Below are 20136 nucleotides of genomic sequence, written 5' to 3' on the forward strand. Positions count from 1 at the left end.
AGGCTCTTTTAATTGATGTTTCCTAGCAAAAACTGATAGAAAGTCCTGGTTCCTTAATGGCTTCCTCGAAGGTCACGCTCAATGTCCTCCAGGCTTCTTCCTTTCGTTTCAGGTACGAATTTCTTTACGAATGTAAAGGCAAAAACACCAATAATCGCAAAGATTACGAATACCCATGCGGTGCCAATTGCACCTAGTAAAACAGGGAAGAAGAGAGAGACAACCAGGTTGGCCGCTGATAAAAGCAAGGTTGTAAACCCTGTTGCGGCACCTCTTGCCTTCAATGGGAAAAGCTCAGGGAGCATGACCCAAACGACCGGCCCCCACGTCGCAGAGAAAAACACGATAAACAGGCCAAGGAATAGAACGATCAGCCATGCAATGGTGGTCGTCATTTGGAACGTAAACAAAATGGCCGCCAAAATGGCTAAACTCAAGGTCATTCCCACATTTCCAATCAGCAGCAGCTTCTTTCTGCCCAATTTGTCAATCGTCGCAATCGCCACCAGCGTCATTAAAACGTTGACAATTCCAATCCCTAACGTACCAAGAATGGAAGCAGAATTTCCTAATCCTGCTTGCGTGAAAATGGTAGGGGCATAGTAGATGACTGCATTGATCCCGATCAATTGTTGAAACACCGCGATACCACTGCCAATCAGAAGCATCGGACGAACCCACTTCGACTTCAATACGTCCATGGTACTTTCCTCTACCTCTTCAATCTTTTTCATTTGCTCAATTTCATCGTCAATTTCATTTTGTTTTCTAGTTAACGCCATAATATCTCGGGCTTTTTTCTCTCGATTATGTTTAATTAAGAATCGAGGACTTTCAGGCATGAACAGGACACCAATCATAAGAATGATCGCCGGAACTGAGGCGAGGCCTAACATCCAACGCCAACCCTCCATAGAGGAGAAAGCGTAGTTAACCAGGTAGGCGAGTACAATCCCGATCGTAATCATCAATTGGTTGAGTGAGGCAAGTGCCCCTCTCGATTGAGTGGGAGCCATTTCAGATAAATACACGGGTACAATAGCTGTCGAACCCCCAACGGCAAGACCTAGAATAATTCTTCCTGTAATCAGAACCCAAGCGTTTGGGGAAAAGGCCAACACGAGGGAACCAATCAGGTAGATGAGAGCGATCACGAAGACCACACGTCTTCGGCCAAATTTATCGGCTACATAACCACTCATCCCGGCACCTACAATAGCACCACCCAGTAAGGAACTGACGACTAGTCCTTCGAGGAAATTAGAAAGAGGGATATCCTGGCCGATAAACAGCAGGGCACCAGAAATAACCCCCGTATCATATCCATAAAGGAGGCCGCCGAGAGCCCCGAAGAAAAAGATCCATCCTTTATGTAAATTTTTATTCATGATCATTCCCACCTTTGAAATTTAACGTCTGTCTAGTCATTTTCCCACTTCTTAGGGGAGCGCAAACATAAAAGTTTTCTCAGGCGAGAGGCTTTTGGATGCTTTGTTGTGGATTGGGGAGAGGATTGTTCCGTAACAGAAGGGGATTGTCGTCTAACGCTCAATGATTGTTTCCTAACTCATCGTGATTGTTCCCGTTCCAATCATGATTGTTCCCTAACGTTAAAGGATTGTTCTCTAACTAAAATCGAGCGTGTATGTTCGAATAGGGAGCTGGTCTTAGATTGTAAACCCCATGCAACTTAGCGGCATTATCAATTAATCTACAGATAAAGCCAGCAGAATCCCCACATTCTGCTGGCTTTCATGATCAATCTATTATTTTTCAATCAAACGACCATCTAAAGCATCAGCAGGAACAATCGTTTCACCATTAGCTTGCTTCTCACGCAAGTAATCAGCAAACAGCTCTCGCTGGAAAGCAGGCTGTGACGTCCATTCTACTTCACCAAAGGTTGTATATCCGTCACCTTCACCTGTAGATAGGAAGTTGTTCGTCACCACCGTAAACGTTTGATCAGAGAACTCGCCGTTTGTATAAACAGGTGTTCCATCTGTCAGCGTAATCGAAGTGACGCGTTCACCGTCTGGTTTAGCAGGATCATAGACAACGTTCATGCCGGAGAACTGAATCTTCATAAAGTTCCAATCGTCGGGTGCCGGCCCTTCTAGGATTTTCTTGATTTGCTGGCCAGTCATCTGGGCAGTTACGTTATAGTTATCAAAAGGAAGCACCTCGAATACTTCTCCATAAGTAATTTCACCAGTGTTAATGTCAGCACGAATCCCGCCGCTGTTTTGGAAAGCAATATCTGCATTCGCGCGTTCACGCATCGCGTCCGTGATCATATTTCCAAGCTGGCTGACACCAAGCTCGCCATATTTGCGATCACGAGTCAGCGGTCCTTCCGTCGTTGAAACGACCTCACTTTTTACTTCTTCAACTTGTTCCTTATAGTAATCTACAATCTCTTGAACACTCTCGTCCTTACCAGCGAGATGCTCATATGTTTCTAGCATATCGACTTCAGAATCATAGATTTCTTCTGTTTCGGGATCGACAAATAACTGAATGTGTCCCATGGCATTGGTATAACGGCTTGCTTCAACAACTGGGATATCGTTGACATGTCCTGCCACTCGCTCGTGGGAGTGCCCGCCGACAAGGGCATCAAGTCCACCTTCAGAGGATTTTGCTAACTGAGCAAGTTCACCCATAATTTTTTCTGTTTCTTCTTCATGCCATCCAGGAAGGTGGGAGGTAACCATGACCATGTCAGCGCCTTTTGCCTCAAGTTCTGCCGCCAGCTCTTCAGCAATTGGAGCAGGGGTAGGAAATTCTAAACCTTCTACATGGGTCGATAAGGTTGTTTGTGGTGTTTGCGGAGTCGCAAACCCGATAATTCCAATTTTATAACCGCCTTTTTCTACAATAGTATAAGGCTTGGCCCACTCAGGACGTTCTCCTGTAGCTTCCTCGAAAATGTTCGCGCCAAGTATAGGATAGGAGGCATCATCTAAGCGCTGCTCCAGCACATCGATTCCCCAGTCAAACTCATGGTTGCCAATTGCCCCTGCATCATATTGAATATCATTTAACGTTTCAATAGTAGATTTTCCGTCAAAAGAATTAGAGATCAGCGTTCCTTGCATTGTATCGCCGCCATCGACAACGACCGTTCCATCAGCATTAACGGAGCGGAAATCTTCAACAATACCGCCGATTATCGCCATACCGCCTTGCTGGTATTGCTGATTTTGAGTGATGTGACCATGAATGTCATTAGTAGAAAGAATATCAATCACATCAAAGACAAGTGGTTTGAATGTGTCGGCCACTTCTTCAAGGGTCATTGGTTCATTTGGATGGAATGCTTCCTCAAAAGTAATGTCGAATCCGCCAGCCAGAGTGGCATAGGCTACATATGGCTTCGCTTCTTCAGGAATGGAATCTCCATCCGTGAAATTATTTAATACTTCAAGATCTACTTCGGGAATCTCGCCATTATTCATGGCAAGCGTAAATACTTTCGCCATATCTATACGTGTAATTGGTTCCTTAGGACTAGCACCTTTAGACTTATTCGATGAATCGGAGAAAAATATATCTTTCGGATTTAATCCCTTCATCTCATCGGCACGCTTCAACATTTTCATCACTTCGAGGCGCGTCACATAAGGGTTATTATGTATTTGAGCCTGCTGTTTCTGCTTAATAATGTCTTGTTCGATCAAAAGCTCTGTGTCACTTAACTGGGTCATGTCGAAATTCGTCTCTGCTGATACCTCATCTGCCTGAAATAACGAGAACGCCATGACTGGAGCGGCTAAAACAGTTAACAACTGTCTTTTCTTCATCCGTCTTTTTCCCCCTTAAAATTGTAATAGAACCGTATACAATGTACCAAATTGGAAGAATATTTTAAATCATGCAATCTATCTATTTTTTTACTAATGATAGGAGGATTTTGATAGAAAAATGTTTAATTATGTATTTAATATGGTTTGGGAGTGAGAAAACGTGCCCGTATATCATAAACTCGTTCGTGATCGAATTCCAGAAATCATCAAAGGATCAGGGAAGTCGTTTTGCACACGTGTTCTAAGCGAAAGTGAATACATAGGTTCTTTGAAAGATAAGCTCGAAGAAGAGTTAAACGAATATTTAACCGCAGAAAGCGACCTCGAAGCGTTGGAGGAGTTAGCTGATTTACTAGAGTTAATTGTTGCTGCTTCGAAGACCCATGGATCTACGTTAAAACAAGTGGAAAGGATTCGTCGTGAAAAGCGTAAGCAGCGAGGAGGATTTGAAGGGCGAGTTTTTCTAGTCGAGGTTGAGGATTGAGATGTTGGGGAATGAGAAAGACGACAGTTTGAGTTTTAGAATCTTATAATAGGAGGAACTTTGATGAAACTTCAAGATAAAGTTGCAGTTGTAACCGGAGCAGCTTCCGGCATGGGGAAAGCCATTGCAGACTTATATGCAAAAGAAGGAGCAAAAGTTGTTGTAGCTGATCTTAATAGCGAAGGTGCTGAAACGGTTGCAAGAGATATCATTAGTCATGGTGGAGTGGCAAAGGCAGTAAAGGTGAATGTTGCAGAATTGGAAGATATCGAACATATGATTGATACGGCTGTTAAGGAGTTTGGAACGTTGGATATATTAGTTAATAACGCGGGAATTATGGATGGGATGGAGCCTGTCGGGGATATTGACGATGAAAAGTGGGACCTCATTTTTGATATTAATACAAAGGGTGTCATGCGTGCGACACGTAAAGCGTTGCCGATTTTCCTAGCGAAAGAAAATGGGATTATCGTGAATACAGCTTCTTCAGGCGGGCTAAACGGTGCTCATGCGGGGGCAACTTATACAGCATCAAAACATGCGGTCATTGGATTAACGAAAAATACCGGTTATATGTATGCCGAAAAAGGAATTCGCTGTAACGCAATTGCTCCAGGCGGCGTGGAAACAAATATTGCTTCATCGATAAAAAACTTCAATGAATTTGGAGCCAGTCGTACAGGGGCTGCCCAATCTGTCATGCCGCGCACGGGTAAACCAGAAGAGATTGCGAAGGCTGCCCTATTTTTAGCATCTGATGACTCAAGTTTTGTAAACGGCACAGTTTTAACAGCCGATGCGGGCTGGACTGCTGCCTTTTAACATTACTCATCCCTATTAGACAAAATTCGTTAGTCCCTTTGAAACCAATATGACTCATGTTCGTAGTTATATTGAGGTTTATTTGGGAGGAATGAATTTGATAGCAGAAATGTATAAACGTAGAGAAAAACTAGCCTATGTTCTTACAGGGATAGTTACTTTGGTCGTAGCAGGATATTTAGTATTGGAAAGGCCTGAAACTACTAGTGGTTGGCTGGAGGCATCCGCTTTCCTGGCCCCATTGGGATTTTTGGCAGCTATAGCCATTACGAGTCGCCAGAAGTATAACAAGGTTAAAGATGTATCGATCCCGTATTCCAATACATCTATTCTAGGGATCGATCATCTTGTCCTAAAGCAAGATGCTGCGCTAATACCACGATTGCTCAGTTTTGAGAAAAACGGACATTTTGTGGGTACATTTAAACCTGTACACATACCTTGGTATCTTTACCCTGTATTAATTTATAAAAGCTCCTTATTAACGATGCTCCCCGTAACTGTTGCATTCATTTCACATAAAGGGGAAACCATGTTTACGTTTAAGCGCCGGGGGCTCAGGAAGAGTGAAATATCCGTCTATGACGGCGAGGATCAATACTTGGGTAAATACGTCCAAGAAGAATTTAAAAACCTTTTACATATAAAAGGTGAGCTAATGAACAGCCATGATGAGGTGGTTCTACCTGTGAAGACCTCGGGGTTCTCGGGCGATTTTAGCTTGAAAGATACCAACGATCACCGTTGGGCTCACTTTTTTAACGGACGATTTCCACATGAGTATACGGGGATTTTCCGGGATATCGATAATGATATTGTAGAGCTATCTAATGATTTATCAAAAGAACACAAGATAATTTTGTTAGGAATGATTGGCTATTTGTTCATAGCTAGGAATAATAGGTGATCAATTATATGGCAGCTCAAACCTTCGATGGGCAGGGGGAGAATAATGATTCATGTGGTAAAAGCAGATCCGAATCACGTACAAGGAATAGCTGATGTGTGTATAAACGCTACGCGGGCAACATACAAAGACATATATACTCAGGAATATACCGATAGGGTCATAGTAGAGTTTTACAATTCAGAAAGAATTCAAGAGGAAGTTAACCATTCCAACAGAGAGTGGGGAGGGTATTTTGTAGCGTTGGAAAATAGTGAGGTAATTGGAGCGTGTGGAGGCGGAATGGTTAGCGAAACGGCTGGTGAGGTTTTTGTGCTGTATTTAGAACCCAACAGGCGTAATGAAGGAATTGGCTCAAAGCTACTAGAAGCGGTCACCACTCAGCAAAAAGAAAGCTTCCACGCCACTGAACAATGGGTTTCTGTTCAAAAAGGGAACTTAAAAGGTATTCCTTTTTATGAAGCTAAGGGATTTGTCTATAAACACGAACAAACAGGGTATGCAAATAAAGAGTCTGACGACTATAGATCATTAAGATATTATCGGAAATTATAAAACGTATCCTTCTCAATGTATAACTGATTCTAGTTGGTGAGGAAAAATATTCTTATAAGGCAGGCTTTCGATACATACCTTAATATGGAATATCAAAAAGGAGATGAACGGATGTATAACAGATATGTTCCTCACCCTTATGTTATTCCGACTGGAGTCCCTTATTCACCTGGAGTGGGATATCCTCATCTGCCCCAAGCACCCAATCCAAATTATAGACATACAAATCAAAATTCCATGAGTCCAAATGAAAGAAGTGGTCATACCCACGGACATGGCGGGGCAACTACATGTCGGGATGAACATGTACATTTGCACCCAGGAGTGACTGGTACGCCGATTGAGACAGAAGGGGGCCATGTCCATAAAATGTGGGGGAACACCACCTTTGATGACGGTCACATTCATTATTACGAAACTTATACCAGTACGCCAATCGCTTTACCTAATGGGTATCACACCCATTATGCAGAAGTGAAAACAACAGAGGATGATGGTCATATTCATATTATCAAAGGATTTGTGGATCCTTCTATGAGTTAAATATCCTTTCATATTTGTCGTACAATAATAACCACCATGGGGTGACATACGTACAGGTGGTTATTTTATGTAGGCTAGATTTTATATTGTGTCTAGGATGAGCTTAAAGAAGGGATGTGGAGTGTTGACATCTCGATTAGAACGCATTATTCCGTAACAGATCTTGCCTTTTTAATCTAGATAGTTGAAACTTGAATTAGCAACTACTCAGACAATATAAAAAAGGCTCACCTGCTATCCAATATATCTTCAATAATAGCAATGTGAAAAGAAGCCCACGCTTTTTCACGAAAATGAAGAATGACACTTAAAGTAAGGACAATGATATAAGCAACTGCGAACACAATACCCCATGTCATACCTTTAGTGAAAATGAATTCTTGCAGCTGATCCGAAAACAAGAATAGCAGCCACGGCCCCGTGGAGACAAAAATGGGAATCATTCCTGAGCCGTTCTTTTCTTTTATCATGCGGTATGAGATTTTTTCCAATGTATTTGAATCAAGATCTGAATAAAAGGACTGAACTTCTGTAACTTCACTAATTTCCTCCAATTCACCAAAAGGAATATCGGCTTCATGCGTCTTTTTTAATTTTAGGTATAATTTATGTGCATCACCACGAAACAAATTCATTGCCCCCTCCATTGGATTTCTTCTTCCCTGGAAATTTAAAATCTTTAAGGTGTACGGGTACGAAGCAGCTGCAATAGAACTCGTATAAAGATCATAAAAATAAGGACACTAAAAAATGTATGGATCCCTGTCCATGTACTATACTCAACTAGGCTAGTGTATCTCTCAATTGTTAATTCCATAGCGGTTAAAGCAGCTGTATATAAAGCAGCTTGTAACAAAATTCCGATACGAGAAGAGTGATAGGATGTTCGGTAAAAGAATAAGCACACGACTGGAAACAGCAGATACTCAAATAGCAGGCTAGAGTCAAAGTGATTTTGCAAAAACTTATCAGGGTAGTCAATCATTTTTTCTTCTACTACAAGTACTCCAATGACAATGGCAAAATAGGATGTTAGTAAATACCCGAAAAGAAACTCCATAAAGGGTAATTTTGTCATAATGAAAATCAATAAGATTACTCCAATGATTAATAAAAGCCATAATATAATGGATTCCATAGTCATGCCCCTTCACTAGCCTAATCTACTCCATACGTTTTCATTTGTGCAGCGTTTTTGCGTTATAAGCAGTACTCATATTTTTTGCAAGCTTGTCACATTTATTCAATGGATTAGTATTTAGTCATCGTTCGATTCGGCAGATGTTAAAGATAGCCGAAAAGTAACGGCCCGTTTAAACTAGTATCTGCTCGTGAGAAAACATACGGCGCGAGGTATTTATTGTGCTAAGCCAGACGTCTTTCTATTTAGAAGGGCGTCTTTTTCATTATGCTTTAGGGCTGTTTTCCATTTAGCATCCTGATTTTCCTCATAAATCTATGAATTTTAGCAAAAACTCAGCGGATTTCCTCTCCAAAGTTCGACCTTCCTGCATAGGATATCTTAATGGATATACAGGGAGGTGGGTTTTAATGGGATATGGACATAGAAACAATTTTGCATTGATCGTGGTGCTGTTTATTTTGCTCATTATTGTGGGAGCAAGCAGCTTCGGAAGACGCTACTAAGATTAGTTTATGGAGAGTACAAAATGAGTCAGGACAGCAGCTTTCGTCCTGGCTTGTTTAAGAGTCGCGCTTCTAAGAGGAGGAACTTTATGAGACAGACGTCCAAGGGGAATATACATTCTATTTTAACCGAAAAGGAATGGCGATCGATTGAGCAGTGGTTAGCCATAATGGAGAAATACGGACATTATAATGATGACAGAATTGCGAGAAAGGCAAAGAAGAAAATGGGGCTCAGCTATGACGTGCTTGGTTATGGAACCTTTCGAATTGTTTTTGATCTTAACAATGGATATGTGTTAAAAGTGGTCACGCGTAGAATGGGTTTCCTTTCCAATGAACTTGAAATTAATTTGTTTCGAGACTGTCCTAACCATTTACGGAACTACTTATGCCCTGTGAAAGAATTTGGACATGGCTGGTTAATCATGAGAAAAATGACTCGAAAAGTATCGATAGAGGAGCGAGACCATAGGAAAAAGTTAGTTAAGTTGGAGGATGACTTCTTGAAAGAAGGCATACATCCGGGGGATTTAAATGAAGAGAACCTGGCTTTATCGCGTGAAGGTGATCTCGTTGTCCTTGATTACGGTCATTTTAGCAGAGCTGATTTCTGGTGGTAGACTCATTAGTACTTCAATGTCATAACTTCAGCGTGAGGTAAAATGAGTTGCCAACAGCTTCATTAAATATGTACATACTTATTATTTGATTTAAGCGACTAAAAAAGATGACCGGCTCCATACTGCGGTCATCTTTCTCCTTTCCGTAGCACGCCTTACCCTAACGTTGCCTTTAGATTGCCGGCGGACCAAATTTCCCGTCATGGAAATCCTGGAAAGCCTGTTTGATTTCTTCCATTGTATTCATCACAAACGGACCATAAGGGACAATGTTTTCTTTTATTGGAGCACCTGAGTAAACGAGGATCTTGGTTCGGCGTTTGTTAGATTTTATGTTTAGCTCGCTGGAGTTTGCCTCCTCACCATCGTCATTAAACGACAATGTGGCCACCCCATGTTTCTTTAGATTGATATTATTTTTCCCGACGTCAAGATCTCCAGCTAATACATATAAAAATGCATTATGGTTTTCCGGTAACGAAAGCACGTACTCGGCTCCATCAGATAAGGTGATCTCAGTAAGGGTGATCGGGACGATGGATTCCAACGGACCCTGGACACCAGCAATTTTTCCGGAAAACACTTTAACAGATCCTCCTTCAATAGGAACGACTGGGGCTTCTTCTGAGTACACATTCTGATATATCGTTTCTGTGTTTCGTTTGTCTTTAGGAAGGTTCAGCCACAATTGGAGCGTGTGTGCAATATCATCCTCGACACCATCTTCTGCATGGCGAGCCGCCCATCCAGCATTCATATATTGGACATCTCCGGGCTCAAGGATATCGCGCCCGCCTCCATTATCGATATGTTCTAATCTTCCGTCCACCACATACGTCACGGTCTGAAACCCACGATGAGGATGGTCTGGAAAGGTTCCCTTCTTGAACCAATCTTCTGCCATTAATATGAAGGGATCAAATTCAGTCCAGCGATCAACTGGTAAAACCCATCCCTTCTGTATCGAAGGAAATCCCATTTCATTGTACGTTACATACCAGTGGTCTTTGACTTCTCTTTGTAAGGGTTGGTATTGATCTTCTTTTGCCATATGAACTCCTTGATTGACCATTATTTTTATGATGCAGCTTGCTTTTCACCAGTCTGTTACACATACGATTTTACACGCCTTAAGTATAGACAGTTGGCGAAATGAGTGTCAACAAAACTGCACTTATACTAAGCTTCGAACCTTTTCTGGAAACCGTCTTCAGTCAGGATGATTTTATTGTATGATGGAAATATTAACTAACTTATAAGTGGAGGTGGAAGTGTGACGATTAAGGGAATTAATCATTTCTTATTTTCGGCGTCTAATTTGGAGGATTCGATCGCTTTTTACCAGGAGGTGTTCGATGCGAATCTTTTAGTAAAAGGGAGGAGCACAGCCTATTTTGATGTAAATGGAATGTGGTTTGCTTTGAATGAAGAAAAAGAGATTCCGCGAAATGACATCTCGCAATCTTATACACATATCGCTTTTTCAATTGAGGAAAACGACTTTGATAAGATGTATGAAAAACTTAATAAGTTGAACGTAAATATCTTGTCTGGACGGCCAAGGGATAGGAAGGACAAACAATCGATTTATTTTACGGATCCAGATGGTCATAAATTTGAATTTCATACAGGCACACTGCAAGACAGGTTAAACTATTATAAAGAGGATAAGCCGCATATGACATTTTTTGACTGAAAGGACCGCGAAACTCCGATATTTAAGAATCCTAACTAGTTATTTAAGAATCCAGGCTGGTTATTTTAGAATCATAGGCCGTTATTTTAGAAAAATCCTTGTTATTTCAGAATCACTTAGGAAGCACGAGTAAATAGTCATCACGGACGCTGTCTTGAAAAAGGCAGCGTCCGTTTTTTTATGGATGCGCTCATTACAAGATGTAGGTGTGAATAGGAATAGAGTTGGTCTCATATATATGAGGTGATGCATTTATCAATGGGAAGGAGGGTGTTTATGTACACACAGTATAAATATTGGAGGCCCTATTACAGTCCGTTTGATCCGTGTCCGCCCATGAAAATAAAGAGTTACTCCACCCCGCCTCAGTTGTACATGGGATTTCAGCCATATGGATTAGCCCAGTACCAAACGCCTAAAGAGGCTCTGTTCAGTGGAACTTTATGGCCGCAGCTTTTTAGTCCGTATCCAAATCCACACAAGAGGGGGAGTGAAGAGAATGAGTAAGAAGATGCCTCCTGAATACTATCAGCAGCTTGAGGAAATTCAGGCCATTGACTTCGTCTTAGTCGAATTGAACCTTTACTTAGATACACACCCCAATGATTATGATGCCATTCATCAATTTAATGAATTTACCAGGAAATCGATGGAACTTAAGGCTCGCTTTGAGAGCAAGTTTGGCCCACTAATGCATTTTGGTAGAAGCTTCGTAAGCTATCCTTGGAACTGGGATGATACCCCCTGGCCGTGGCAGGTTTAAACAGAACGAACTGATGGGAGGAATAGTGAATGTGGTATTACGAGAAGAAACTTCAATATCCCGTAAAGGTGCGGGATTGCAATCCAATGTTAGCAAAATTCCTGATTGAACAATATGGCGGGGCCGACGGGGAATTAGCTGCGGCACTACGGTATTTGAATCAACGGTACACGATCCCTGACAAGGTTGTAGGTCTGCTAAATGACATTGGAACAGAGGAGTTCGCCCACCTCGAAATGATTGCGACGATGGTCTATAAACATACAATAACCATTATGCAACCTTTAGAAAAGCCTCTACATTCATGATACTTTCCTTATTATAAACCCTCAGTAAAGCATAAAAAAAGGACTACCTCCAAAAAGAAGGTAATCCCATAGCGACCTCTATAAATTTTTCAACATCTAATTCCCCTACATCTGTAGCTTTTCCTATTCCTTCTATAATAACAGTTTTATCATCTACAATAACAACATTATCCTCATTATGTTTAGTCATGCTGTTCACCGTCCTTAATCCAGCGTATGAATGTTAAGGGTTGTCCAATAACCCTTACAAACAGTTACTTGCAGTTTCACTGAGAAAAAGGACAAACTTTTTTTATTTATTTTCAAAACTACCTGTACCGCCCTATGTTTTTATGAACTATAAAGCAGACAGGTTAATAAGCCTGTTACGGTAAATAAAGACATATGGAAATTTCCTTTGATTAAGACGAGGCTTTAGACAGCCTTGTCTTTTTTATATCCTGTTAATGCAATTTTATTTCATATGGGTAGGTGAACAGAATGGAAAATAGGCGTGGTGCTTATAATCATGACTACAATTTAGATGAACGCTATCTAAGACAAGTACGGTTATTAAGAAACCTGACACTAAAGGACATGGCTAAGTATATGGAAATGAATGATACAATCATTTCTCGTTTAGAAAATGGACAGATAGATTTCACACCTTATTACCATGACCGATTAAAGCAGGCGTGTAAAAAATTGAAAGTAACCAATGACGAGTTACTAGCATGTAGAAATATAATCCAGCAACGTGAGAAACGAGGCTATAAGTAATGGCTACAATAGTTCTGTTGTTAGTCATTAAAGGGGTTATGGTGTTAAGGGAAGCTAACGAACTAAAACAAATTTAAAAAGGTGGTTATTTATAATGGCAGAATTTAACAAGGAACTGGTGAGAAAACTTGCCCACGGAGATAAAGAGGCACAAGAACAGATTAAGGATTTACCTTTAACAGTTCGTATGAGTTTAGGGGCTACTGTAGATCAGCTTAGACGTGATGAAAACATTGTTCCTATGTCCAGTGGATTTAGCCTCTACGAACAAAAGAAAGTATCACAGGCAGATCATGACGCACTAGGTCAGGCTTTAGCAGAACGCAATAAGCGTTTACGTGAGGCTGAGGAATTGAAAGAGAAGATCAGACAGGAACATGCAGAAAAGATTGCTAAGGAACAAGTAGAACGGGCTAGGCTAGGACTTGCTAGAAATGATCGTTAGATAATGTGATAAGGACGTGATTAAGTGACGTTTGGTAAGGCTTTTATGGAACTGGTTAAACAGTTAACGCCTGAACAGGCTTTACAGCTAGGTTTACTAGTTAAACAGTTAGAAGAACAAATGAAATAATTCCCCTATATGTCCACTGGCTTTATTTAGCTGGTGGATTTTTTATTTTACTTTGAAAGGTTGTTAAGAAGATGGAAAAGGAACTAAAGAAATTGATCACTAATAGCTGTGCTAACTATATAGACCGTAGCTGTATCTTATTTGATAGGGAATGTCCGTTAATTAGTGGTGGGGAATATCGAGGTAAGAAGATTCCTGCTAGTGACTGTTCATGTGCTTACTTTGAAAAAGCTGTACTACCAGCAGATAAGACACTAGAGGCTATGTATTATTGCAAAGAGACGGTTTTAAACAAGACATGTAAAGGTTGTGGCAAGGGATTTAATTCTGTTTCAAACAGGGCTGTTTATTGTTCTGATAGTTGCAGGAAATCAGCAAGGAAAAGCACCCATGTTAAATACAATCGTAAACGAGGCTAAATAACGACAATTAGGACTAAACAAAGCTAGTCACAGCAAGGTTTTCAAGCGTTAAGAATTAGGGGGCAAGGTGTTTATACCTGACCTGTTTCTAACTGTCGTTAAACACTATTAGAATAGGTGGTTATGTAATGGCTAATAAAAGGCAACGTAAGAAACAAATGAAAAAACAAATGGAGAAAATGAAGGCACTTGAGGCAAAGCAAAAGTTACAGGAAGAAGTTAAAGAAGCTGAACCAGTGGAATTAAATGACGAGGTTTTAAGTGACAATGAAAAGCCCTGGCTAAATCCTGTCCTTATTGAAACAGAACGTAATATAGAAAAGGCAGAACTATATCTAGGGAAGTATGAAGCGGAAAACAAAGAGTATCAAGCATTATTAGATAAACGCTATCCTGAGGGCAGAATAAAACCTGTTGAACGGTATGTAACTCAGGACGCTATTATCCTTCATCATTGTAGTAAATGTAATCAGGAATTTTACGGAAAACCTAAATGGATGTTAGGTGCTGATCATCAGAAACATATCTGTACTATGCCTTATGGCAATAGTTACGGTGAAAGGTTGGCTAGTGTCAGCACCATTAAGAATCGAAAAAAGAAGGGTACTCTAAACATAAATCAGTTCTATGAGATGGTATGGAATGATTACACCTATAAGGAGATAGCCCAAACATTAAAGATTAACCCTGACATAGTTGAGGATTACTTTAAATCAAATGGATTGATATAGGCTATGGCTGTAAAAGCTGTAGCCATTTTTTTATGTCCTGCGATAGTTCCCCGAATGGTTTCTGAAACTGGCAAAAAAAATTTTTATTAGCTGCTAAACCATTTCAAAGAGTGGAAAATCCCTAAGGACGGGTAGTGTTTTTAAGTATATTTCCTAGTAGCTGAGTAATTTCCCTGTTGTCGTGTTCCTTCTTTTCCGCAATTCTTTCCAGACGTGCATTAAGGTTACTTAATTCAGTATTTATGCCATTGAATCTTGTATTAACAGTGTCAAAGTGTTTATGAATCTCATTGAAACCTAACCTTGTTTCTGAACGGAACTCATTAAGGTTGGTATGAATAGACTTTACTTTGTTTAGTATCTCGTCAGTAATTGGATTATCATTATTCGTCTTATCAGTCATATATAGCCCTCCTATATTGCAATTATAAGGTAACTACCCATTGAAGGGAATTTAATTGCACTGTATGGATTACAAAATATGGTAACTACATTCCTGAGACAGTGTGTCTGTTTAGAACGACCCTGACAGACGGTATATACATAGCCCTGTCCCCTGTATATGGGGGTATTTACCAGTTGACAAAATAATTTTAATATGAAGTTAATAGCTGTCTTGCTTTACAATTACTTATTATTTCTTTTCTTGATTCGTTTCAGTTCCTTGTCATTGTCCTGCTGTTGTCCTAGTGTGCTTGCCTTGTCGATTGTTGTTTTTGTACCTTTTCCTTTTCTCTATGCCTTACCTGTTGTTGCCGTTATTGCTGTTGCTGTCCTTGCCCTGTGGCGTTGCCTTAGCCCTTCTATGGCTGTCACAGTGGCTATGTAGTCCTTATATTACATGTATATCTAACAGCGTGCATAGGGCTTATATGGTGCGGTGCGTTAGCCTTATTTGAGGTGTTCACAGTGACATATATACCTACACCCATACACGCTATTTAATGTTCTATAAATCCTTGCCTTTAGACCTATAGCCCTTTCTTTTTGCGTACTTCTCCAATTATTGATTGTTTTATCCATAACGATTGAATAAAAGAAATAATAGCACCAGCCGTAACAATGATAAGAATTTCTTTTAGCCTTTTTTTATCCGTATCCATTTATAATCCACCTTTAAAGTATAATTAGCTTAACTTAATATGCCTCACTTTAAATAAAGCTATTCCCAAAAAGCTAAGTCTACAAAGGTACACCATAATAGACGGTTAAGAAACTGTCCTATTAGCGTCTATTAAATAGATAAAATAAACCTTTATAAACGTATAAAAACTAATTGACCTTTATAGACGTTTGGTGTATATTAAGATTATCAACTAATAGAAACGGTGGTCATAATCATGTCAGGAATCAATTTTGGTTATATTCGTGTATCAACTAAAGACCAGAACTTAAATAGACAGTATGAGGCTTTAAAGGGCTATGTCAGTGACGAGAAATACATATACAGTGATAAAGCTAGTGGCAAGGATATGGAACGTGAAGGCTTTCAGAATATGCTTAAAGCCATGAGAAAGGGCGACACTCTCTATATCAAGTCTATTGATCGTTTAGGACGTAATAAGGCACAGATAAAGGATTATTTAGAACAGTTTAAGAAAGAGGGCATAAGGGTTAAGATCATAGACCTTCCTACTACAATGCAGGACGTCCCTGAGGGGCAAGAGTGGGTTATAGATATGATTAACAACATTATCATAGAGGTTTATACTTCTATAGCACAGCAGGAAAGAGAAACGATTCTACAGCGTCAAAGAGAGGGAATAGACGTTGCTAAGACTAAAGGTAAGCATTTAGGGCGACCAGTTTTAGAACTTCCTAAGGAATGGGCTAAATTATATAAACAGTGGAGGGCTGGAAAGATTAAAGCTGTAGAGTTTATGAATGAAGTGGAAATGAAAAAGGCAACATTCTATAAGAAGGTTAAAGAATATGAGGCTACACTTTAATAGTGCTAGTCTCTTTTTTATACAAAATTATTTCACTGATAGTGCTGTTTGAAAGATTATTGACCTTGTGCTTGGTGCATAATTATATCAAGATGAACACTTTATATAACCATTTACGATATGTCGTAAAAGTTGAGGCTGTAGGGTTGTGCGTAAAAAAAGTTTTGACACCCCTTGTCTATTCGAGGCAACCAAGCGTTTTCATTGCATAATCCTGCCTAAATCTAATAACTTCCATTTAATACAATTTTACATAGCTTAATCACAAAAACAATGATCTGTTAATCACAAATTCAGAAAAACAAAGTCACTACCGTAAGTGCTGTAATAATAATCACTTAATAATAATCAACTAATAATAATACAATAGCATGTCCTAAAACCCTTCTCTATTGCAAGTATATCTTTGTAGGTAACTTATTATAGAAAGGAGGGTAGAACAATGTATATTGATGAACTAGCTGTAACGGTGCAAGAACTAACAGGAAAGACTATAAACTTTATAGGTGAACCAGTGCCAAAAAATAATGAAAGAAAATCCGTACTACTTTTTAGTAAATGTTTTCCGTCTCAGGGTGTTTATTTCTTCTTTGACAGTGATCTAAACCTTATTTATATCGGTGCGTCTTGTCATTTAAAACATAGAATACGGGAACATTTTCAAAATAAGCATAACAACACTAGATGGATTAAAGATCAGTTCGCCTATGCTGGTTTTATCGAGTGTTACAGTAATGAGGTATTCAAGTATGAGAATAGCTTAATAAATGAATTTAACCCTAATGGGAACAGATCAGCCCTAAAATCTTTATAATCACAGTTGACAGTGATTAACCTACTAGTAATATCAAGGGTTCACAGCCTTTAATAATCCCAAATCCTTTATAATCACAGTTGATAGTGATTAACACTTATCAATTCAGTTTAAAATAAGTGGTTAACAAAAAGCCAACGCACAAAATCAGGCTTGTAACAAAAATGTAACAATCCTGTATCCCTTGGGGCTGTAGGGTTATAGCGTTTGGTGAAAATTTCTATTAAAAACTGCCTGTAATGCGTGAGAGTTGGCACACTATAGTATATAAATAACAAAAGATAACTAACAAGAAACAAAGATCAAAAGATAAAAACCAGTGGAAGAAAACCACTTCCACCATAACTAAAAACAACTACTAAGATATAACTAATGATAGCTATGATAATAATAAATTATAGATGGTTAAGAATTGGCGAAGTCCTGAAAGGACAAGCAAGGCATAAGCCTTAGATAACTTAATTAAAAGTAATGCCACTAATTATAGTGGTATAGTGGATATTCATAGATAAATGTTCTTTTCTTTAACAGCATAACCTAACAACCTTTTTAATCCCCTTAATGGCTTTTATAGCTGTTGGAGGGGTTTCTTTTTTTTGTCCAAAAGAAAAAGAGGAACTAGCTTACCTGTTCCCCTGACTGTCCTTTGTAATGGATTTTCATTTCAATCTCTGCTTTATGGTTTCCTACTCGTTTATACTCTATATGATCAATCATAGAAGTTAATAGGTGGTTTATTTCCTTTGTTTCTAATTCAGACGTTCCTTCCAACAGACTTTTCAACTTGTCTAATGTACTCTGTAATTCGTCAATTTTCTCATCTTTAGATTTAGTATCCAATTTGTTAATTTGTTGCTTTAAATAATCCTTATGTGCGTTTAGTTGTTTAATCTCTTTCTGTGCCTCGTCCTCTGTATAAATTTCAGCTACATAACCTTTCTGTACTTTCTTAATATTAGCCTCAATCTTTTTAATATTTGCTGTTAGGGTAGCTTTTTCATCAGCAGGGTTAGGCGTATTATCTTCTTTAATGTTTTGTTTTATTACTTCTAAATATGATTCCAATTTCTTTACAAACTGACTGAACTTTGCAAAGAAAACCTGTTCAAATAAGTCTAACCTAACGCCTTTATTTTTACAGACAGTATAATTTTCCCCATCCTTATCATAATACCTAGTTTGACAGGATGTAATCCTTAGTTCTTTTCCCTTTCTTCTTTGAAAGCTGTGAGTTCTTCCACATGAACTACATTTAATTAAGCCTGTAAAGATCACTTTTCCAATTCTTGCACTAGGAGGCTTAGTTAGTCTGCCTTCTCTAATATCTTTTACCATTTCCCATTTCTCAGGAGGGATAATAGGTTCATGTGCGTTTTCATATATGATCTGATCATTTTCCTCAGCCTTTAACTGTTTTGGAGAACCTGAGGGTTTTTTCTCAATTTTAGAAACCTTCGTCTTACCATAGATAGCAGTACCCTTATAAACAGGGTTCGACAATACCACGGATATTCTCGCCTTATTCCATTTTGAACCTGTAGGGGTTAATGTTCCTTCTAAGTCAAAAATTCTTTCAATATCTGTTGATGAGTTACCTGACAAATATAAATTATAAATTCTTTCGATTATTGGTGCATTTTCATTACGTACTAGCTTTTTAGTTTTATGGTCATAGTTGTAACCTATAGGGGTTTTTCCACCTACCCAATTACCTTTTTTGGCTGAGGTTCTTTTCCCCCTTATCAGCCTTCTTTTAGTATTCAAATACTCTTGTTTATCTATAACAGTCTGAAAGTCACTTTGTAATGAACCCTCAGGAGACGACAGGTCAAGTCCTTTAGTGTTGCTAGGTGTAACAAGTTTTACCCCATAATTGGTCAGTATTTCTTTAACTTGTTCAATAACTAGCCCATTTCTCCCAAGTCTGCTTTGTTCAGCCACTACTACAGCGTCATAGTGGAATGACTGTACCTTATCTAACATCTTGGTTAATTCAGTGTTAATGCCTTGAGAAGAACCATATTCTTTAAAAATTTCATATTCCCAACCATTCTTTATACATATATCTATAAGGACAGCTAACTGATTCTTTAAAGCCTCATCTGTCTCATCAGGTCTTGACTTCCTGATATAAATAGCTACTTTTTTGATTTTATTTATTAACACGGTACTATTCAATTTTTATCCACCTCTGAATATAATAAATGTAAGTATATCAATATCTTAACATGGTTGCATTTTAGTTTCAATCTATAAGCTCACGAAAGATGCCACAGCTGAGCAAATGAAAGAAGCGGGCCTTGGAGCTCATTACGCTGATCATGATAAAGCACTCTTCTACCATAATGCAGCGGGTGCACCATTTACAGCGACGTACATTCAAGCAAAAGGTGATCCAATCGCCGATCTCTATGAAGATATCGCAGCGGAAGAAAAGGCGCGGGCAACCTACCAATGGATCATTAATTTGTCGGATGACCCTGAATTGAATGACAGTTTGAAGTTCTTGCGGGAAAGGGAAGTCGTCCATTCGCAACGCTTCAGGGAAGCAGTAGAGATACTGAAAGACGACCGTGATCAGAAGAGGGTTTTTTAGTAAAGGTTTATAAAAAATGCTTTAAAGGCGCTGGTCCGAATTACCCCGGAAGGCGCCTTTTTGTATTCAATAAAAAGGGTTATAGAATAAGTTGGAGAAGTATTACAGTATAGAGATTGTAAAGGTAGGAG

The 20136-nt window shown here is 39.2% G+C and carries 25 protein-coding genes and 2 pseudogenes; 18 read left to right on the forward strand and 9 right to left on the reverse strand.

What is annotated here, in order from left to right; all coding sequences use genetic code 11:
• Nucleotides 1-53: 53 nt before the first annotated feature.
• Nucleotides 54-1388: a sugar porter family MFS transporter gene (locus G6R08_RS14265; protein WP_163528794.1), complete on the reverse strand. Its 1335-nt coding sequence runs from the start codon at nucleotides 1386-1388 to the stop codon at nucleotides 54-56.
• Between the two features lie 378 nt (nucleotides 1389-1766).
• Nucleotides 1767-3806 carry a bifunctional metallophosphatase/5'-nucleotidase gene (locus G6R08_RS14270; RefSeq protein ID WP_163528795.1) on the reverse strand — a complete coding sequence of 680 codons (2040 nt, stop codon included), beginning with the start codon at nucleotides 3804-3806 and terminating at the stop codon, nucleotides 1767-1769.
• A gap of 163 nt (nucleotides 3807-3969) precedes the next feature.
• Here G6R08_RS14270 and G6R08_RS14275 point away from each other — a divergent pair, with 163 nt between their 5' ends.
• The 5 genes from G6R08_RS14275 (at nucleotide 3970) to G6R08_RS14295 (ending at nucleotide 7123) form a co-directional block, all read left to right on the forward strand.
• Nucleotides 3970-4293, forward strand: coding sequence for a nucleoside triphosphate pyrophosphohydrolase (locus G6R08_RS14275; protein WP_163528796.1), 324 nt, complete (start codon nucleotides 3970-3972; stop codon nucleotides 4291-4293).
• 63 nt (nucleotides 4294-4356) lie between these two features.
• Nucleotides 4357-5118 (forward strand): SDR family oxidoreductase, encoded by a 762-nt coding sequence (locus G6R08_RS14280; RefSeq protein WP_163528797.1) that lies wholly within the window; start codon nucleotides 4357-4359, stop codon nucleotides 5116-5118.
• A gap of 97 nt (nucleotides 5119-5215) precedes the next feature.
• On the forward strand, nucleotides 5216-6025 hold the full coding sequence (locus tag G6R08_RS14285; RefSeq protein WP_163528798.1) for a hypothetical protein: 810 nt from the start codon (nucleotides 5216-5218) through the stop codon (nucleotides 6023-6025).
• A 45-nt stretch (nucleotides 6026-6070) separates the two neighbouring features.
• Nucleotides 6071-6580 carry a GNAT family N-acetyltransferase gene (locus tag G6R08_RS14290; protein ID WP_163528799.1) on the forward strand — a complete coding sequence of 170 codons (510 nt, stop codon included), beginning with the start codon at nucleotides 6071-6073 and terminating at the stop codon, nucleotides 6578-6580.
• A 111-nt stretch (nucleotides 6581-6691) separates the two neighbouring features.
• Nucleotides 6692-7123, forward strand: coding sequence for a YmaF family protein (locus G6R08_RS14295; protein WP_163528800.1), 432 nt, complete (start codon nucleotides 6692-6694; stop codon nucleotides 7121-7123).
• A 227-nt stretch (nucleotides 7124-7350) separates the two neighbouring features.
• Here G6R08_RS14295 and G6R08_RS14300 read toward each other — a convergent pair whose 3' ends face one another.
• Both G6R08_RS14300 and G6R08_RS14305 read right to left on the reverse strand, forming a co-directional pair.
• Nucleotides 7351-7758 (reverse strand): hypothetical protein, encoded by a 408-nt coding sequence (locus tag G6R08_RS14300; protein WP_163528801.1) that lies wholly within the window; start codon nucleotides 7756-7758, stop codon nucleotides 7351-7353.
• 44 nt (nucleotides 7759-7802) lie between these two features.
• Nucleotides 7803-8261: a CBO0543 family protein gene (locus G6R08_RS14305; protein WP_163528802.1), complete on the reverse strand. Its 459-nt coding sequence runs from the start codon at nucleotides 8259-8261 to the stop codon at nucleotides 7803-7805.
• 413 nt (nucleotides 8262-8674) lie between these two features.
• On the opposite strand from G6R08_RS14305, the gene G6R08_RS14310 reads away from it, so the two are divergent.
• Together G6R08_RS14310 and G6R08_RS14315 are read left to right on the forward strand one after the other, a co-directional pair.
• On the forward strand, nucleotides 8675-8770 hold the full coding sequence (locus tag G6R08_RS14310; protein WP_079526043.1) for a YjcZ family sporulation protein: 96 nt from the start codon (nucleotides 8675-8677) through the stop codon (nucleotides 8768-8770).
• Between the two features lie 89 nt (nucleotides 8771-8859).
• Nucleotides 8860-9393, forward strand: a complete 534-nt coding sequence (locus G6R08_RS14315) for a hypothetical protein (RefSeq protein WP_163528803.1) — start codon at nucleotides 8860-8862, stop codon at nucleotides 9391-9393.
• Nucleotides 9394-9565: 172 nt separating this feature from the next.
• On the opposite strand, the gene G6R08_RS14320 is transcribed toward G6R08_RS14315, so the two are convergent.
• Nucleotides 9566-10444 (reverse strand): pirin family protein, encoded by an 879-nt coding sequence (locus G6R08_RS14320; protein ID WP_163528804.1) that lies wholly within the window; start codon nucleotides 10442-10444, stop codon nucleotides 9566-9568.
• Between the two features lie 222 nt (nucleotides 10445-10666).
• On the opposite strand from G6R08_RS14320, the gene fosM reads away from it, so the two are divergent.
• The 4 genes and pseudogenes from fosM to G6R08_RS14340 form a co-directional block, all read left to right on the forward strand.
• Nucleotides 10667-11089 carry a FosM family fosfomycin resistance protein gene (gene fosM / locus G6R08_RS14325; RefSeq protein WP_163528805.1) on the forward strand — a complete coding sequence of 141 codons (423 nt, stop codon included), beginning with the start codon at nucleotides 10667-10669 and terminating at the stop codon, nucleotides 11087-11089.
• A gap of 276 nt (nucleotides 11090-11365) precedes the next feature.
• On the forward strand, nucleotides 11366-11596 hold the full coding sequence (locus tag G6R08_RS14330) for a spore coat associated protein CotJA (RefSeq protein WP_079526051.1): 231 nt from the start codon (nucleotides 11366-11368) through the stop codon (nucleotides 11594-11596).
• Nucleotides 11589-11852 carry a spore coat protein CotJB gene (locus G6R08_RS14335; RefSeq protein WP_079526053.1) on the forward strand — a complete coding sequence of 88 codons (264 nt, stop codon included), beginning with the start codon at nucleotides 11589-11591 and terminating at the stop codon, nucleotides 11850-11852. Before G6R08_RS14330 ends, G6R08_RS14335 begins: the two co-directional genes overlap by 8 nt.
• Before the next feature lie 29 nt (nucleotides 11853-11881).
• Nucleotides 11882-12118, forward strand: a pseudogene (locus G6R08_RS14340) (manganese catalase family protein); the annotation flags it as partial.
• Between the two features lie 85 nt (nucleotides 12119-12203).
• On the opposite strand, the gene G6R08_RS14345 reads toward G6R08_RS14340, so the two are convergent.
• On the reverse strand, nucleotides 12204-12350 hold the full coding sequence (locus G6R08_RS14345) for a hypothetical protein (RefSeq protein ID WP_163528806.1): 147 nt from the start codon (nucleotides 12348-12350) through the stop codon (nucleotides 12204-12206).
• A gap of 290 nt (nucleotides 12351-12640) precedes the next feature.
• Here G6R08_RS14345 and G6R08_RS14350 point away from each other — a divergent pair, with 290 nt between their 5' ends.
• From G6R08_RS14350 to G6R08_RS14365, 4 genes are all read left to right on the forward strand, one after another.
• Nucleotides 12641-12919, forward strand: coding sequence for a helix-turn-helix domain-containing protein (locus tag G6R08_RS14350; RefSeq protein ID WP_163528807.1), 279 nt, complete (start codon nucleotides 12641-12643; stop codon nucleotides 12917-12919).
• Nucleotides 12920-13013: 94 nt separating this feature from the next.
• Nucleotides 13014-13364 carry a hypothetical protein gene (locus tag G6R08_RS14355; protein ID WP_163528808.1) on the forward strand — a complete coding sequence of 117 codons (351 nt, stop codon included), beginning with the start codon at nucleotides 13014-13016 and terminating at the stop codon, nucleotides 13362-13364.
• Between the two features lie 200 nt (nucleotides 13365-13564).
• Nucleotides 13565-13912, forward strand: a complete 348-nt coding sequence (locus G6R08_RS22490) for a cysteine-rich VLP protein (protein ID WP_163528809.1) — start codon at nucleotides 13565-13567, stop codon at nucleotides 13910-13912.
• A 131-nt stretch (nucleotides 13913-14043) separates the two neighbouring features.
• Entirely contained in the window at nucleotides 14044-14646 is a 603-nt protein-coding gene (locus G6R08_RS14365) for a hypothetical protein (RefSeq protein WP_163528810.1), read from the forward strand.
• 121 nt (nucleotides 14647-14767) lie between these two features.
• Here G6R08_RS14365 and G6R08_RS14370 read toward each other — a convergent pair whose 3' ends face one another.
• Nucleotides 14768-15049 (reverse strand): hypothetical protein, encoded by a 282-nt coding sequence (locus G6R08_RS14370; RefSeq protein ID WP_163528811.1) that lies wholly within the window; start codon nucleotides 15047-15049, stop codon nucleotides 14768-14770.
• Between the two features lie 568 nt (nucleotides 15050-15617).
• Complete coding sequence (locus G6R08_RS22295; RefSeq protein WP_275897936.1) at nucleotides 15618-15749, reverse strand: hypothetical protein; 132 nt, start codon at nucleotides 15747-15749, stop codon at nucleotides 15618-15620.
• Between the two features lie 237 nt (nucleotides 15750-15986).
• On the opposite strand from G6R08_RS22295, the gene G6R08_RS14375 reads away from it, so the two are divergent.
• Nucleotides 15987-16595, forward strand: coding sequence for a recombinase family protein (locus G6R08_RS14375; protein ID WP_163528812.1), 609 nt, complete (start codon nucleotides 15987-15989; stop codon nucleotides 16593-16595).
• Nucleotides 16596-17037: 442 nt separating this feature from the next.
• Nucleotides 17038-17409, forward strand: a complete 372-nt coding sequence (locus G6R08_RS14380) for a GIY-YIG nuclease family protein (RefSeq protein WP_163528813.1) — start codon at nucleotides 17038-17040, stop codon at nucleotides 17407-17409.
• A 618-nt stretch (nucleotides 17410-18027) separates the two neighbouring features.
• Here the strand turns inward: G6R08_RS14380 and G6R08_RS14385 are convergent.
• Complete coding sequence (locus tag G6R08_RS14385; RefSeq protein ID WP_163528814.1) at nucleotides 18028-19587, reverse strand: recombinase family protein; 1560 nt, start codon at nucleotides 19585-19587, stop codon at nucleotides 18028-18030.
• 58 nt (nucleotides 19588-19645) lie between these two features.
• Here G6R08_RS14385 and G6R08_RS14390 point away from each other — a divergent pair.
• Nucleotides 19646-20005: pseudogene (locus tag G6R08_RS14390) on the forward strand (manganese catalase family protein); the annotation flags it as partial.
• Nucleotides 20006-20136: the final 131 nt, after the last annotated feature.

Origin of the sequence: Halobacillus ihumii (genome assembly GCF_902726645.1) — a bacterium.
Lineage (GTDB): Bacteria > Bacillota > Bacilli > Bacillales > Halobacillaceae > Halobacillus_A > Halobacillus_A ihumii.